13 protein-coding genes and 2 pseudogenes are annotated in these 15334 nt (G+C 38.7%); 9 read left to right on the plus strand and 6 right to left on the minus strand.

Annotation, left to right across the window (positions count from 1 at the left end):
• Positions 1–256 precede the first annotated feature (256 nt).
• Both FLK20_RS00005 and FLK20_RS00010 read right to left on the minus strand, forming a co-directional pair.
• The gene (locus FLK20_RS00005) at positions 257–733 is read right to left on the minus strand and encodes a DUF1579 family protein (RefSeq protein ID WP_152654514.1); all 477 of its coding nucleotides are present in this window, start codon (positions 731–733) and stop codon (positions 257–259) included.
• A 409-nt stretch (positions 734–1142) separates the two neighbouring features.
• Complete coding sequence (locus tag FLK20_RS00010) at positions 1143–3146, minus strand: S9 family peptidase (RefSeq protein ID WP_152654515.1); 2004 nt, start codon at positions 3144–3146, stop codon at positions 1143–1145.
• A 447-nt stretch (positions 3147–3593) separates the two neighbouring features.
• Between FLK20_RS00010 and FLK20_RS00015 the strand changes: the two genes are divergently transcribed.
• The 3 genes from FLK20_RS00015 to FLK20_RS00025 all read left to right on the plus strand — a co-directional run bounded on the left by FLK20_RS00015 (position 3594) and on the right by FLK20_RS00025 (position 7164).
• Entirely contained in the window at positions 3594–4898 is a 1305-nt protein-coding gene (locus FLK20_RS00015; protein WP_227994802.1) for a Y-family DNA polymerase, read from the plus strand.
• Position 4899: 1 nt separating this feature from the next.
• A complete protein-coding gene (locus tag FLK20_RS00020; RefSeq protein WP_152654516.1) occupies positions 4900–5304 on the plus strand; it encodes a hypothetical protein in 405 nt (134 codons plus the stop codon).
• 318 nt (positions 5305–5622) lie between these two features.
• Positions 5623–7164, plus strand: a complete 1542-nt coding sequence (locus FLK20_RS00025; RefSeq protein ID WP_152654517.1) for a multicopper oxidase family protein — start codon at positions 5623–5625, stop codon at positions 7162–7164.
• A gap of 248 nt (positions 7165–7412) precedes the next feature.
• Here the strand turns inward: FLK20_RS00025 and FLK20_RS00030 are convergent, their stop codons facing one another.
• Entirely contained in the window at positions 7413–7727 is a 315-nt protein-coding gene (locus tag FLK20_RS00030; protein ID WP_152654518.1) for a YolD-like family protein, read from the minus strand.
• Positions 7724–7936, minus strand: coding sequence for a hypothetical protein (locus FLK20_RS00035; RefSeq protein WP_152654519.1), 213 nt, complete (start codon positions 7934–7936; stop codon positions 7724–7726). Before FLK20_RS00035 ends, FLK20_RS00030 begins: the two co-directional genes overlap by 4 nt.
• Positions 7937–8077: 141 nt before the next feature.
• Here FLK20_RS00035 and FLK20_RS00040 point away from each other — a divergent pair.
• Positions 8078–8281, plus strand: a pseudogene (locus FLK20_RS00040) (UV damage repair protein UvrX); the annotation flags it as partial.
• Between the two features lie 155 nt (positions 8282–8436).
• On the opposite strand, the gene FLK20_RS00045 reads toward FLK20_RS00040, so the two are convergent.
• Together FLK20_RS00045 and FLK20_RS00050 are read right to left on the minus strand one after the other, a co-directional pair.
• Entirely contained in the window at positions 8437–8721 is a 285-nt protein-coding gene (locus FLK20_RS00045) for a YolD-like family protein (protein ID WP_152654520.1), read from the minus strand.
• A 19-nt stretch (positions 8722–8740) separates the two neighbouring features.
• Positions 8741–9107 (minus strand): annotated as a pseudogene (locus FLK20_RS00050) (transposase); the annotation flags it as partial.
• A 415-nt stretch (positions 9108–9522) separates the two neighbouring features.
• Between FLK20_RS00050 and FLK20_RS00055 the strand changes: the two are divergent.
• The 5 genes from FLK20_RS00055 to FLK20_RS00075 all read left to right on the plus strand — a co-directional run bounded on the left by FLK20_RS00055 (position 9523) and on the right by FLK20_RS00075 (position 15307).
• Entirely contained in the window at positions 9523–9954 is a 432-nt protein-coding gene (locus FLK20_RS00055; RefSeq protein WP_152654521.1) for a hypothetical protein, read from the plus strand.
• Between the two features lie 303 nt (positions 9955–10257).
• Positions 10258–10596, plus strand: a complete 339-nt coding sequence (locus FLK20_RS00060) for a protein-tyrosine phosphatase family protein (protein WP_152654522.1) — start codon at positions 10258–10260, stop codon at positions 10594–10596.
• A gap of 220 nt (positions 10597–10816) precedes the next feature.
• Positions 10817–11296 carry a PaaI family thioesterase gene (locus FLK20_RS00065; protein WP_152654523.1) on the plus strand — a complete coding sequence of 160 codons (480 nt, stop codon included), beginning with the start codon at positions 10817–10819 and terminating at the stop codon, positions 11294–11296.
• A gap of 331 nt (positions 11297–11627) precedes the next feature.
• The gene (gene ppc / locus FLK20_RS00070; RefSeq protein WP_152654524.1) at positions 11628–14378 is read left to right on the plus strand and encodes a phosphoenolpyruvate carboxylase; all 2751 of its coding nucleotides are present in this window, start codon (positions 11628–11630) and stop codon (positions 14376–14378) included.
• Positions 14379–14689: 311 nt separating this feature from the next.
• Complete coding sequence (locus FLK20_RS00075) at positions 14690–15307, plus strand: restriction endonuclease (protein ID WP_152654525.1); 618 nt, start codon at positions 14690–14692, stop codon at positions 15305–15307.
• The last annotated feature ends 27 nt before the right edge of the window (positions 15308–15334 follow it).

Here is a 15334-nt window from a genome sequence, read left to right on the forward strand (position 1 = left end):
TTCTGTTTTTACCGGGTTTTGTCCCAGCCTCGTTTTGAAAAAAAGATTGATCAAAACAGGTTTTCTGTTCATGAAATGGTATACCGATTTTATAAAAAGTTTGATCATTTTTTGACCACATAGTTACACAATTGCGCCCTTTAATTGAAGATCGATTAACAATCTCTATGTTGTCGTTTTAATAAAAAATATCGATTAAAAATGGTTTGAAACATTGATACTTAGGTTCCTAAATCTACATAATAGAATATCCTGACTATTTTTCTTTAGTTAACTTGATATCCATCCAAGGTTGCCAATTAGAACCGTCACTTAATAATTCCCATTTTCCCTTTATGGTGTTACCATCACTGCTGAATTCGCCCGTAAAGCGTTCCAATTCACCATTAATCGTCCAAAGACGATCTCGTAAATTTGCCAGGTAAGCACCTGCGTTTCCTTGATTGTCAAAAGAACGTGTGAAATACGCCTGTTTCGAAGAATCATAGCCGATGACCTCCGTGGTTTTAACCTCTTCATTACCCATATATCCATCCACTTTATGAATAAGGAAAAACCCCCCAGGTAGCCATTCGTAAGTGTCCACTGCATTTAGTCTGCCTGCAGGGCTGGATGAAGTAGCTTTAATTAGCCCTTCCGTATTCCACTTACCGACAAATATCTCTAGAAGTTTGTGCTCGGGACCAGGACTGGGTAGTTGCTGTGGATCTTGGGTTTTGTCGTTCATTGTCATATAAATAATCCCCTTTTCTTTGTTTTCTTAAGTTTATCACACACAATTGCTAAGGGCTTCTTCTCGATTGCTAAAAATTTGTCATAGCTAAGGGCTGGACTCTGTAAACGCGGAGGCAGCTCTAATTGGTGTTGCCTATAACTTTAAAAGGTTAACAAAAATCAAAAGGGTTTCGGAAATTGTAAAGCTACTAGTAGCTTAGCCAATACCAAACCCCTTTAAAAATTTTCAATTTCAGTAAGTTTACAAGTAAATTGAAGAAATAATACGTTCAAGTTCTAAAATCTAAATATTTGTTAGACAGTCTGACGTACGGTGGTGTGAGAGGGGCGAAAAGTTATTTAGCTTTTCCCTCTACTCGATTTTATTCTATCATTGGGAAGTGTTTGCTTTATAATGAATGAAAAGATTAATATACCCGGTCTTCATCCAGTTGTTCTTCTAAAATATGATGAGCGAACCAATCCAGATTTTGTTTGAGAATGGCACGATGGATGCCTGGCTTGTCTGTACCATGCAGCATGTCTTTGAAAATGACCAGCTCTGTTTCTATACCGACATCCTTCAAGCCGCGATAGAGTTCATAGGCATTTGGAACAGGAACCCGGGGATCCTTTTCACCATGCTGAATCAAAGTTGGCGTTGAAGCATTATTAATATAAGTCATAGGAGATGTCTTTCGATAGATTTCCTCATCATTCCATGGTGTATCTCCTAAATAATAGCGCGTAAAATGAGTAATGTCCGTATTGACATAGTAGGTCATCCAGTTGGAAATACCGGCTCCAACTGAAATGGCCTTAAACCGGTTGCTGTATGTCGCACAAAAGGCAGATATATAGCCGCCCTGACTCCAGCCCAGAATACCGATCTTTTCCGGGTCTGCTATCTTACTGTCAACCAAAAAGTTGACTCCGGAAATAATATCTTCATAGTCTCCCAGCCCCAATTTTCGGAGATTTGCCGTACGAAAGGCTTCTCCATAGCCTGCACTGCCTCTGTAATTAGGCTCCAGAACAAGAAACCCTTTCTCTACAAATTGTTCGATTGGCTGATATCTATTTGTAGTCGGGGTTGCTATTGATGTGCCTGTTGGTCCGCCATGAACAGCGAGCACAAGCGGATAGATTTTCGCAGCATCGTAATCTGCCGGTTTTGATAATACGCCTTCAATTTCCAGTCCGTCTTCTGTTTGCCAGGAAATGATTTCCTTTTTACTCTTCGTTTTTCCTTCATAAAGCTGATATTGTTTGGTCAGCCGGTTATTATCAAGATATACTTCAGCAGCTGCTTGTGAAGTTGCTTTAACATATGCAGTATGCTTGCCATCCGACGTAATAACCGGAGAAGTGATTACGATGTCAACTGGATCTGCAAGTGGTGTTAAAGTGCCATCTTCTGTGATAAGTCCGGTGGTGTAATTGGTTCTTTCCTGCCAGGTAACAAGAATACCATTTTCAGTCCAGCGAACAGGGAAAACATTTTCATCTATGTCTAGCACAGGCTGTTTGGTCTGTTTTGATTTTAAATCATAGATTTCGAGTATAATGTTTGTGGATATTTTTTCCTTCCTGTAACGACTGTAGCAAATTTTTGATCCATCATAGGAAAATAGAACAGGTCCTGCTTGCAAAGGGGTAATATCTAATTTCACACATTCATTGGTTTTCAGATCCAACAAGTAGGTTTCCTGATTTAATATATCAGTTAATCTGGGAGTAGGGGCGGAATTGAAGATAATCTTCCCGCTGTCCGGTGAAATATCATAATGATAAATCTGCCTGTTCATTGATTCTGTCAATGGTGTACTTACTTTATCCTTGTTATCTTTATCGTTTTCATCCGCTGCTTTCCTTAAATCTTTTGGAAGCTTGTCAAGTACTTTGGCATTTTGTTTCGCTTTATCAAGATCCAGAAAGTACAATGCATTATAATGAAAATCTTGATCCATATAGGAAAACTCACCGTACATTTCACTGCGGCGTTTCAATTTTTCTGATTCAGGACGCTTTGCGATGTAAAAGAGACCTTTTCCGTTTGGAGCCCATTTAAAATGATCGATACTATGATCGGCATGAGAAAGCTGTATTGCTGTTGTTTCCTGGTCAGTCTGGATAAAAATCTGCTTTGTTTTTTTGTCTCCTTTACAAGCCGGGCTGAGAAATGCAAGAATTTGTCCATCTGGTGACCAGCACGGCTGCATGCTTTCGTTTTCACCAATCGTTATAGGATAGCTTTTATCGATATGTTTATCATAAACCCAGACATGCTGAGGGTATGTATTTTTGTCCCAGTCAGCTGCTTGTCTTACATAAGCCACGCGCTGTCCATCCTCACTGATGGCAACATCCTGAAATGTTGGTAAAGCTATTATTTCTTCTATCGTTAAATAATTTGCGGGACTATTGGGCATATACGTATGCTCCTTTCTGATTACTGTTCAATAGATTTCCTTTCGATCTGATAATCTGCTGTGGATTAAGTTTGCTGTAACAGATTGTGGATCATTCAGGATTTTTTCTTGAAAGGGTTTTCAATGTGTTTATAATAACCCTATCATTTTACATTTTCAAGTCGTTTATATAAAAAATAAATGAATAAACATAATCTATTTTGGATTAGCAAAAATATATCCTATTTACCGAATTCGGAGGGCGTACGTTTGCTCCTGCATTTACCAACCGACTTCATTGCGGTCTTAGACAAATTTGCCATTGTTAATGAAACGCGCACACTGTTCGTACCATTTTCACTTTCCATATATTAACACACCTATTTGATCGTATTCATCTTGACTATGCGAATGTAAGTTCGTATAATTGAAAAAAACAAACATATATTCGTATTAGGAGAGAGTACGATGAAAAATATTATGATGATGGATTATTCTAATGAACCGCGTCGGGATATTATGTGTATTGATGTAAAATCTTTTTTTGCAAGCGTAGAAGCTGCTGAGCGTAAGCAGCATCCTTTAAAATCACGGATCGCGGTTGTATCAAAACCGGATAATCAAGGGGGCTTAGTTTTAGCCTCGTCCCCTCTGGTAAAAAAAGAATATGGAATTAAAACTGGAACAAGAATCTACGAGATCCCGCTTAACGCAAAGATAGAAATTGTTGAACCTCGTATGGCATTGTATTTAGAAAAAAATTTAGAAATATTACGTATCTTTAAACGTTATGTAGCAGCGGAGGATTTGCTTGTTTATTCGATCGATGAATCGTTTATGGATGTGTCTAAATCGCATAAACTTTTTGGCAGCGCACATGATATAGCGAAGAAAATCCAGATGGATGTATGGAATGAGTTAGGCTTAGTGTTGACTGTGGGAATAGGAGATAACCCGCTTTTAGCCAAATTAGCACTTGATCACCAGGCAAAACGCGATGAACAAAATCGTTTTATGGGTGCGTGGCGGTATGAAGATGTACCGCGTAAATTATGGAAAATAAAATCGTTAGTGTCTTTTTGGGGAATAGGACAAAAAATGGAAGCAAATCTTCATCGAATCGGGATTCGGAATATGTATGATTTGGCTCAATATGATATTCACCTCCTAAAGAAAAAATTTGGTGTGATTGGAGAACAGCTCTTTTTTCATGCACATGGAATCGACCGGACAGTTTTATCGGATACGTATATGCCTAAAAGTACATCATTCAGCAGAAACCAGATATTAACCAGAGATTATACGGTGAAATATGACATTGAGACAGTTATCCGGGAAATGACGGATGAGAATACAGCGAGATTAAGAAAGAACCATTTAATAACTGGAGTAGTAAAGCTGGCAATTGGATATTCCAGGAATAAAGCACAGGGTGGATTTAATCATCAGATGAAGATTGAAGCAACGGATTCATCCAAAAGACTAAAGGAGTATATGCTGCTTATCTTTCATAAATATTATCAGGAAAATGCACCTGTAAGAATTATTAACATTACCTTTGGGAGCCTTCAAGCAAAGCAGTCATTGCAGCTGGATTTGTTTGAGCCGGTGGAAGTAACGGCAGAACATGAAGAGCTGGATGTGGCTATTGATCTGGTCAGAAGAAAATATGGTTATACTTCACTGCTGCACGCCTCCAGTTTACTTGAAGGCGGCATGGCAAGGTATCGTGCGAAATTGCTTGGAGGTCATCGCTCCGGAAAGGAAGAGTGAAATGGAAAAAATATCGATTACACGAATTACACCTGAACAATTCGGTTATAAGGACCGAGGGATTGTTAAATGGTTAGGGATGATGCTAAGTGACCATTCCGAAGCACTCAAAAAAGAAGAAATGAATGACCAGCTGATAGACATTGAAGCAAAAGAAGAGATGACAGAAGCAGAAATTGCAATGGTGCTATACAAGGCGTTTGTAACCGGGTCGCCCATTTTAATTCAAGCGAATGTGATGAGAAATGGGAACTATTATAAGGATGTAGCATGTAAAGTATCCGGTTATGTTGAAAATCGGATCTACTTCATTTTAAAAGATGAACGCTTTACCAATTGTACACTGGAGGAAATCAGAAATGTAGAATGGATGAATATCATGGATTGGTATGATAAAAGAAACTAATTAGCTTTACAAGAGCGGGGCATCGTATAAATATTTTATTTGAAGTGTTTAAGCAATACAGGCACATTTTCACATGAACACCGCCTTAAAATTTATTTTCCGAGCAGTTTTTTTCTGTTCTATTTTTTTGCGCCTAAATGGATTTTTAGAAGCAATCAATCATTAAGATGAAAAAATGACCCAAAGCCATATCGCATATTTTACTTTCATTATGGTGCTTGTCCCTATAATTAATTTCGTTTATAGAGGGCATTAGCCTTGCACTTTCTGCTTCCAGTTACATTTACTAATCTTAGGAAAGAAATGGGGTGAATACGAATGCGACGTAAGCTAGAAAAGTTTGTTGATCCGCTTCCAGGCATCGAGGTTTTAAAGCCTTACAAAAAAACAAAGGACGGAGCTCATTATGAAATGACGATGAAGCAATTCAGGAAGAAGCTGCATCGTGATTTACCAGCAACCACCTTATGGGGATATAATGGCCAGTTTCCCGGACCAATGATTGAAGCACTTCGTGATGAGCCAGTTCACGTGACATGGCTTAACCAACTGCCCAATAAACATCTGCTTCCTGTTGATGTATCGATCCATGGACTTGACCAGCTTCCCGCTGTACGCACTGTTGTACATTTACATGGTATAGAAACGAAGCCGGACAGTGATGGACATCCGGAAGCGTGGTACACAAATAATTTCCAGGAAACCGGACCTGTCTTCTCAAGAAAAACGTTCACATACCCGAATCATCAGCGTGGAAGTCTGTTTTGGTATCATGATCATGCGATGGGAATTACACGATTGAATGTGTATGCCGGGCTTGCGGGTATGTATGTTCTTCGGGATAAGCAGGAGAAATTATTAAACCTGCCATCCGGAGATTATGAGATTCCACTGATGATTACAGACCGAAGCTTTCATGCGGATGGGTCATTGTTTTATCCGGTACAGCCTGATGATGCAGCCGAGAATCTGCCGCATCCTTCTATTCTGCCTGCCTTTACTGGGGATACGATATTAGTTAACGGGAAGGTATGGCCATACTTGGAGGTGGAACCAAGAAAGTATCGTTTCCGGATTTTGAATGCTTCGAATACAAGATCCTACCGGCTACAGCTGGACTCCAATATATTATTCCAGCAAATTGGTTCCGATGGAGGACTTCTCAGAAATACCGTCGAAATGGAAACAATCCGCTTCCAACCGGCAGAACGAATCGATGTCATTATTGATTTTTCAAAAGCAGCTGGTCAGTCCATTGTATTAAAAAACGATTTAGGACCAAACGCTGATCCCAATGATGATACGGGGAGTATTATGCAGTTTCGCGTTACAAAGCCATTAAAAGATAAAGATAGAAGCCTTTTGCCTGCAGCTTTATCTGTTATTCCTTCGTTAAAACAAAATAGCATTTCTGTGATTCGCTATTTAAAATTAGTTGGAGACTCTGATGAATTTGACCGTCCTTTATTGCTTCTAAACAAGAAGCATTGGCATGATCCGGTTACAGAGAATCCACGTCTTGGAGCAACAGAGATTTGGGCTTTCACCAATACAACCAGTTTCTCTCATCCAATACACATTCATCTTGTCCAATTCCAGGTGCTGGATCATCAGCCATTCGATCTGGAACAATATAATATAGATGGAAAAATTATATTTACAGGATCGCCTGAAGCACCAGCGGCAAATAACCGCGGCTGGAAAGATACTATCGAGGTACCTGCTGCTAACATAACCAGAGTCATTGCCAAATTTGCGCCATATAGCGGAGAATTTGTGTGGCACTGTCATATTTTAGAGCATGAAGATTATGATATGATGCGGCCTTATATTGTTGTGGAAGATGATGAAAAGCAATAATGAATTATACAGAGACAAGAGCTTATGTTATATGATATAACCTGAGCTCTTTTAGATTTTAGATGTGCATATAACAACCTGTCATTGATTTATTGTTTGTTTTCTTTAGAGGAGGCTGAGGACAAGCCCGCAGAAGCGAAGTATATTTCCAGAGCGGGCATTTGCACATGCTATGGCCGGATTTTGCCAGATGAAACCACTTTTGTCTCAGCTTCGATGGGAATCTGGTGTAAATTAATAAACAGCCATTATCCGATTTCAACATCAATGATCTCACTTGATTCCAATCTTACCTCATTGATGATAATGTATTTGCTTATATAATTAATCGCATGGATATATCCTTTGATATGAACAGATTTTCCATCTGTAAAGTATTTTACTTGCACAGGAAGGGAATCTTTTTGCGCAAGCATCAGCTTTAAATGAATCTCCTCTAATTGCTGTTCGTCCAATATCGGTTTAGCTTCATGATAGTATTCCTTTTTAACTTCTTTTAACAGCGCAACATGTTCAGGGAGCATCATTGCCGTCCATTTTTTTGATCCGCGGTCATTTGTCATGCACCTGCCCTCCTGTTCACTTTTTGTATGGATAATATATTTTCTAATTTAAATAGCCTTAGCTGCTTGCGGTAATAACAGTAGGCCAGGATATCCTTTTCATGTACCTCAATCACTCTGATAAAACGTTGTGTCACCCTTTGATCCGCAGCAAGATAAATCATTTCGAATATTCCTTTTTCAGCGATCATTGCATGTAACCATTTCATAAGAATATCACTCCTTTTAGAAACGTTTGTTCTATATTACCACAAAAACAGGAACATATGTACTGTTAACATTTACCACTGTTATTGTGAACTGTTTCGACATAGAATAGGAACGAACGTTCTTTTAGTGAGGTGGTTAACATGGATTATTCGAAATATCCCCGTCATGATGTGCTTTGCATCGATATACGTTCTTTTTATGCCAGTGTAGAAGCGGTGCGGCTCGGGTTCAACCCGATGAAGGCTTTGCTGGCGGTAGTTGGTGATCCGGATCGTCCGGGCAGCATTGTTCTTGCAGCGTCACCGGAACTTAAAAAAAGATATGGATTAAGTAATGTCAGCCGCTCCGTAAACTACATATACTTGGTGTAGATACCTCAGAATTTATGAATCAATCATTGGATGATGAGACATCGATTAATTCGATGTCTCATCAATTTAATGAAGAGAAATATCTAAAATTTCATCGGAATAAATCCACTCGTTATTGTCTTTGGATTTTATTTGTACTTTATCACGTTCGGGTGATATTTTCTGTACCTTCCCAGCAATATAGCTATCTTGATATATTGCTGGGAAATTTGGATTTTAACTTTTTTATTTTGTTTCATTGCCTCAGCAATACTCTGTGAAAATAATTCAACTTGCTGTTCATCAAGAATAGGTTTTATTCTTTTGTTTAACTCCTTTTTATGACGTTGAAGTACCTCTTTATGTTCAGGTAACATCATACGGCTTGACTCCCACAACAAATTAGATCCTGAGGTAAGTTTGTTAGGTTTCACTTTAGCATCCTCCTTTATTAAGGCGAGCGTTCTTGTTGAGGGATGCTCCTTTTTTGGTTACTTTTCTGAAGCTGGAATGGATACTTTCTACAGCGTTGGTTGTGTACATAACTTTACGAACGGCACTTCCATAATCATAAAGCTGTTCGACATGGTGGAAGTTTCTTATCCAAACGTCAATAGCTCCTGGATAGGCAGCTCATTGTTGCTGAAAGGATTCGAAAGCACTTAGGCAAGCCTGAGGCTTGTGCCCCGTAGACTTTCTTTAACGCTTTGGTAAATGTTTTATAATCCTTACTGGGAACGTATTCGATGGAATTACGAATCAAATGAACGATACATCGTTGTACGATGACATCCGGAAAAATGGCACGTGATTCTTCTTCTGAAAAATGTTGTAATGATGTTTAATAGCAGCCAATAAATCTCCTCAAAGTGAAAGTGATCGTTTACAAAATTATTCTTGTATATTATTTACATCGACTAGATATAACAATTAGTGGCGCGAAGTATTGAGAACAATCAACTTTTCCGTAACTGGGGAGGGGATAAGGATGAAAAGTACAGGAGATTAATCCAAGCTGTGAGCTGGTAACAAGTGCTTTTGTTGAGTAACAATATAGTTCTTTAATTACAAATAAAGTCGTTTAAGTCACAATAAAGTTGTTTAAAAACTTTGATTTACTTATTCCATTAAAGGGCCATTTAATGGAATAAAAGAACGGTTTTTGAGCAATCGAGAAGAAATCATGAGTCGTCATAAGTGATATAATTAAGAAAACGTAAGAAGGGAGTAATACTATGAAAAATGCAGTCAACGAATCAGTTCTTCCGGGGATGAAGGCACTTGAGCGTATGGTTGGTACGTGGAAGATATCAGGAGGTGCTAACGGTGAAGCAACTTTCGAGTGGATGGAAGGTGGCTTTTTCCTTATGCAGCACGGTCTAATTGAGCAGAATGGCGTTATGCATAAAGCGCTTGAAATCATTGGTTGCGAGAAGCCATTTGGGGCTGATAAACCGAATGAAACTATTACGTCACGATCCTATACCGATAGTGGGGATACGCTTGACTATACATATGAAATGGACGGTGATACGTTAACAATCTGGGGCGGTCCAAAAGGTTCTCCAGCATTCTCGAGAGCGACTTTTAGTGAAGATGGCAATACCTTAAGCGGTGCTTGGGAATGGCCAGGCGGCTATAATTTTGTAATGACACGTATTAAATAAAAAATTCAACAAATAAAAAAATTTTACATGGTAGCGGTTGACCAGTCTGAAACCTATTTTTCGAGAGTTAGCGTTTTATAATTTCGAAAATAACGATAAAGTGTTGTTCCGTTAACGGGCGCAAATCTGGAACAAGGATTTAGCGCTCAATTTTATTTTAGGGCCATATTGTGGAAGGGGATATTTTACAGTTGATGCGTAACCTTATCAACTTCTTTTTGTCTAATACCTAGAGAAAATAAAGGGAGCTTCTATGAGAGTTAGAAAATAAAACCTTTCTATTCTTAGAATTAACAGTGCGGAATGGTTCACCCTCATCCAGTATCTGAAACGAATAAGTTGAATAATGATTCAAAGCATCTAACGATTCACCAACCTATCCTTGATGATACCGAAAATCAAGATGAATCTGTAAAAAAGGCTATTGATAGTGTTACTAAAGCATATAATGAAGATAAAAATGTGTTTTTCCACTGTTCTGCGGGGAGAAATCGTACTGGTACAGTAGCAATTGGTACTTTACTTGAATTAAACTTGGCAAAAGACATAGAGGAAGCTGAAGAGAAAGCAAAATCTATACGATCTAAAATCGAAATCAAACCAGAAATGAAAGAAAGCGTAAAAAAGATGTACGATAAGTAAATCCTTTCGCTTTTCAAAAATGTTGTTTCTGAAACAATAATTACAAGATTAAAGCGCTTATTTGGAACTGACTGCAGTTTCCTTTATCTGACCAGCGTTATCAAGGCAGAGTTGTACTCCAGGAAGAACTTGTATATATTTAAAGTACGTACAATATGATCAAACGCTCGCTTATATGACATTGAATTTACTAAAGCGGATAATACAAGGAGGATGAATGATGGAGGAAAGCATTGAAAAAGCAATACAAGATATCTATCCCGATGATTTTGCCTGGTGTTACGGGTGTGGCCGGTTAAATAAAGACGGTCATCACCTTCGAACGGGCTGGCAGGGTGATAAGACAGTTACAATCTTTACACCGGAATCAAAGTATATGGGAATACCGGGTTTTATTTATGGCGGACTGATAGCTTCGTTAATGGATTGTCATGGATCAGGATCTGCCGCGCTCGCCTTACACAGGAAGAATGGGCATGAAATCGGTGACGGCTCCGTGCCGCCCAGATTTGTCACTGCAAGTCTCCATGTGGAATTCCTTAAACCGACGCCGCAGGATGTTCCGTTAAAAGCAATTGGAACGGTGGGGGAAATCCATCCAAAAAGGTGGAAAGTTCATACAGAAATATATGCGAATAATCTTCTCTGTGCCCGTGGAGAGGTCGTTCTTGTTGTGATGCCGAGTACATTTTTGAAATAAAATATTTGCCTCATTTTATACCTGAAACAGGTCAGCTAAGAGAATTTCTCTTAGTCTTTTTTTGCGGCTGTTCAACGCTTCTATGTTTTATATTTTTTTAAATGGGAATTAGAAGGAGCAAGGTTCAATAGCTGAAATTCACAATAAAAGTGACAAAAAAATTGCTGTTTTCATAGAAATGCTTCAAAATAGAAAGGAAACCCTGTTGTTTCAAAAAAATAATCGCAGGTTACTTGGCTGGAAAATCCTGACTTCCGAACAAGAGATGGGTCAAAATTAACAAAGAATGATATGATAATCTTACGCTATGTGGAAAAGGAGAGAAAATAGAATGACAGCAACAACAGATAAACACGCTTTATTGCGAAATGATGTTAATATGCTTGGGAATATATTAGGAGAAGTTTTACTGCTGCATGGCGGTAAAGAACTATTTGATAAGGTTGAGTCGATTCGGGAAATGACGAAAAGTATCCGTAAAACATTTGATGAAGATACATATCATGCCTTAAAAAAGGAAATCAGCGATTTAAAGCCGCCTTTGCGTCAGCAAGTAATCCGCGCTTTTTCTATTTATTTTTATTTAATAAATATTGCGGAACAAAATCATCGAATCAGGCGCAAACGTCAGTACTTACTGGAAGAGGGAGTCAGTCAATCTTTTTCGATTGAAAGAGCAGTCCATAAAGTGAAACAAAAAAATCTAAAAAATGATATAATTCAGGAAATGCTTGATGAATTATCTATTGAACTGATTATAACTGCGCATCCGACAGAAGCGACGAAGCGGACCGTGTTGGAAATACAGAAACGGATATCGGCACATCTGCAAAAGTTAGATAACCCGCTGACCACCCAAAGAGAGAAAGAAGATGTTGAAGAGAGTCTGTTTAATGAGGTTACCGCTTTATGGCACACCAATGAGCTGCGGCAAAGAAAACCAAAAGTATTGGATGAAGTGAAAAACGGTCTTTATTATTTTGATCAAACATTATTTGAAACATTACCTAATATTTTTCAGGAGCTGGAAACACAGCTGCAGGAACAAATTCCAGGGGAGGACTGGCAGGTACCGAATTTTATCCGTTTCGGCTCCTGGATTGGAGGAGACCGGGATGGCAACCCAAATGTAACACCGGAAATTACTTGGAAGACATTGGAGATGCAGCGGGAATTAATTTTAAAGAAATATGAAGCCTCCATTGTTGAGCTGATGAGGCGATTTAGTCAATCGAGCGATCGTATATCGATCAATCAGCAATTTATTGACAGAATGGAAAAAGAAGAAAATAAATATTTAGATGAGAACAACAGATGGCCGATCAAATCGGAAGTATATCGACGTAAATTTGCCATTATTCTAAAGCGACTGCGTGAAACGGGGAAAACATCTCATGGTTATCGTCATGCGGACGAGCTGGTTCATGACCTTAAGGAAATCAGGGAAAGTGCAGAGGCACATTTGCCAGAGACGAAAAAGTTGAAAGCGATCCGGAAGGTCATCCGGCAAGCAGAGATATTTGGTTTCCACTTAGCGACGCTGGATATACGAAACCACAGTGGAGAACATGAAGCAGCTGTCCATGAGATTTTAACAGCCGCTCGCCTTACCGATGACTATACTGCTCTTACCGAGGAAGACAAACAGAAAATATTGTGTGAAGCACTGAATGATCCAAGACCTCTGTTGCTTTTCGATGGCGGTTATTCCGAAGAAACGCAAAAGATTTTAAATGTCTTCCGAACGATTAAAAAAGCGCATGAAGAGTTTGGTAAACGTGCGATTGAAGTCTATTTAATCAGCATGTCGGAATCACCAAGTGATCTTTTAGAAGTTTTAGTGCTCGCTAAAGAAACGGGGCTTTATCGCCTTTATCCAGATGGCACAGTGGAAAGTGATCTCGATGTCGCTCCACTACTGGAAACCATTGATGACTTAATCGCAGGACCGGCTATTATGAAGACCTTATTTGAAACAGAAGTATACCGTAAACAGCTGGAAGCACGTAAGGATCATCAGGAAATCATGCTCGGCTATTCAGACGGAAGCAAAGATGGCGGTACGTTAAGCGCCAACTGGAACCTGTTTAAAGCGCAGGAGGAAATCCATAATATAGCAAGGCAATACCATATCCGTCTGAAATTTTTCCATGGTCGCGGCGGCTCACTTGGCCGGGGAGGCGGTTCGTTGAGTACCAGCATTCTCTCCCAGCCGGCAGAGACGTTAGAGGATGGTGTAAAGATCACGGAACAGGGAGAAGTGCTTTCTTCCAGATATCTGCTTGAAGATATTGCTTACCGGAATCTGGAACAGGCAGCCTCTGCTTTATTTATCAGATCTGCCAAGGTTTCCAATACACCGAATCAAGAGGAATTGCGCCAAAAAGAATGGGAACAGGCAATGGAAGCTATTTCAGAAAAATCACTGAAAAAATATCAATCGCTTGTGTTTGGCGACCCGGATTTTCTGACGTTTTTCCATCAGGGAACACCATTAACGGAATTAGGCGCTTTAAATATCGGATCACGGCCAATGAGCAGAAAAAACAGCCAGCAATTTGAAGACTTGCGGGCGATTCCCTGGGTATTTGCGTGGACACAATCCAGATATATGCTGCCTGCCTGGTATGCAGCCGGAACAGGCCTGCAAGCTTTTATTGAGGAAGATGACAGTCATTTAGAAACGCTGCAAACAATGTATAAAAAATGGCCTTTCTTCCAAGTGACGATTAATAATTTACAAATGGCACTGATGAAAGCAGATATGCAAACGGCGAAGGAATATTTAGCATTAGTGGAAGATCCTGATGTAGCGAAACGGATATCTGAAGACATTATCGATGAATATGAGCGGACCAAAAAAGCATTGCTGCAAATTTCCGGCAATGAAGAGCTGCTTAGCCACACGCCGAATATACGGGAGTCTGTTCATCTTCGTAATCCATATGTTGACCCGCTTAATTTCCTTCAGGTGGATTTAATCCATAAACTGAGAGAAACAGCAGATCCTTCTGATGAGCTGGTGACAGAGGTGTTGCTGACCATCAATGGAGTGGCTGCAGGGTTAATGAATACGGGCTGATAAAGAATACACAAAAAAAGCTCCTGACAGGAAAACCAATTGATTATTTTATAGTCAATTGGTTTTTTTGAATTTTATAGTTATTGATAAAAGTGCTATTAGAAAATGACATTTATTGAATAAATATAAGATAAATGCAGATACAGAAATTTATTATTTCTTTAGATTATCGGAAATTTAGGATTTTTGACTACAAAAATTATCGTTTATTGTCTATAATTAGGATAATAGAGATGGTCAAATATGGAAGTCCAGACTTATAGGGAGTTATATACCGTAAAGGAATACAGAATAAGTTAGGAGTGAAGCAGATGGTATTTAGTTTTTTGAAAAAAGAATCGGATTTAAAAGAGCAATTGAATTTAAATAATCAAGTGAAACTAGATAATAAACTCCTTGAAATTATTAAAAATGTAGACGAATGTTCCTCAGCTGATTTTAATTTTCTAATAGGACAGCTTTTATCTAAAATGGGCTACAAGCACCAAATTATTGATGGTGTTAATGATAAAGGGATTGATATTATTGGTTTTAAAGGACAAAAAAAGGTGCTTGCTGTACAATGCAAAGCTTGGAATCCAAAAGTAAATACCGGTATTATAACTAAACAAGATGTACTTGCTTTTAAAGCGAACGTATTATCAGAGGAGTATGAGAAAGGTTTATTTATCACCTCTCATTATTTTTCAAAGCCAGCTATCGCAGAACAGGAAGATGACAAAATAATATTGATTGATCGCAGGGATTTGTATAATTTGCTCCCTCGTTATTTTAGTGAAGAATTTGGAGAGATATTATATAATGAGACACTTCAATCAATAAAAAGAACTTGCTCTTTCTGTGGAAAGGGGAAAGAAATAAGATTATGGAGCAAGAATAAAAAGAAATATTACTATAAATGTGCAAATAAGGATTGTGAAAGATATTAAGCAGGGTAACCCCTGCTTTTTGTTGGA

This window comes from Oceanobacillus sp. CFH 90083 (assembly GCF_009389585.1).
Lineage (GTDB): Bacteria > Bacillota > Bacilli > Bacillales > Amphibacillaceae > Oceanobacillus.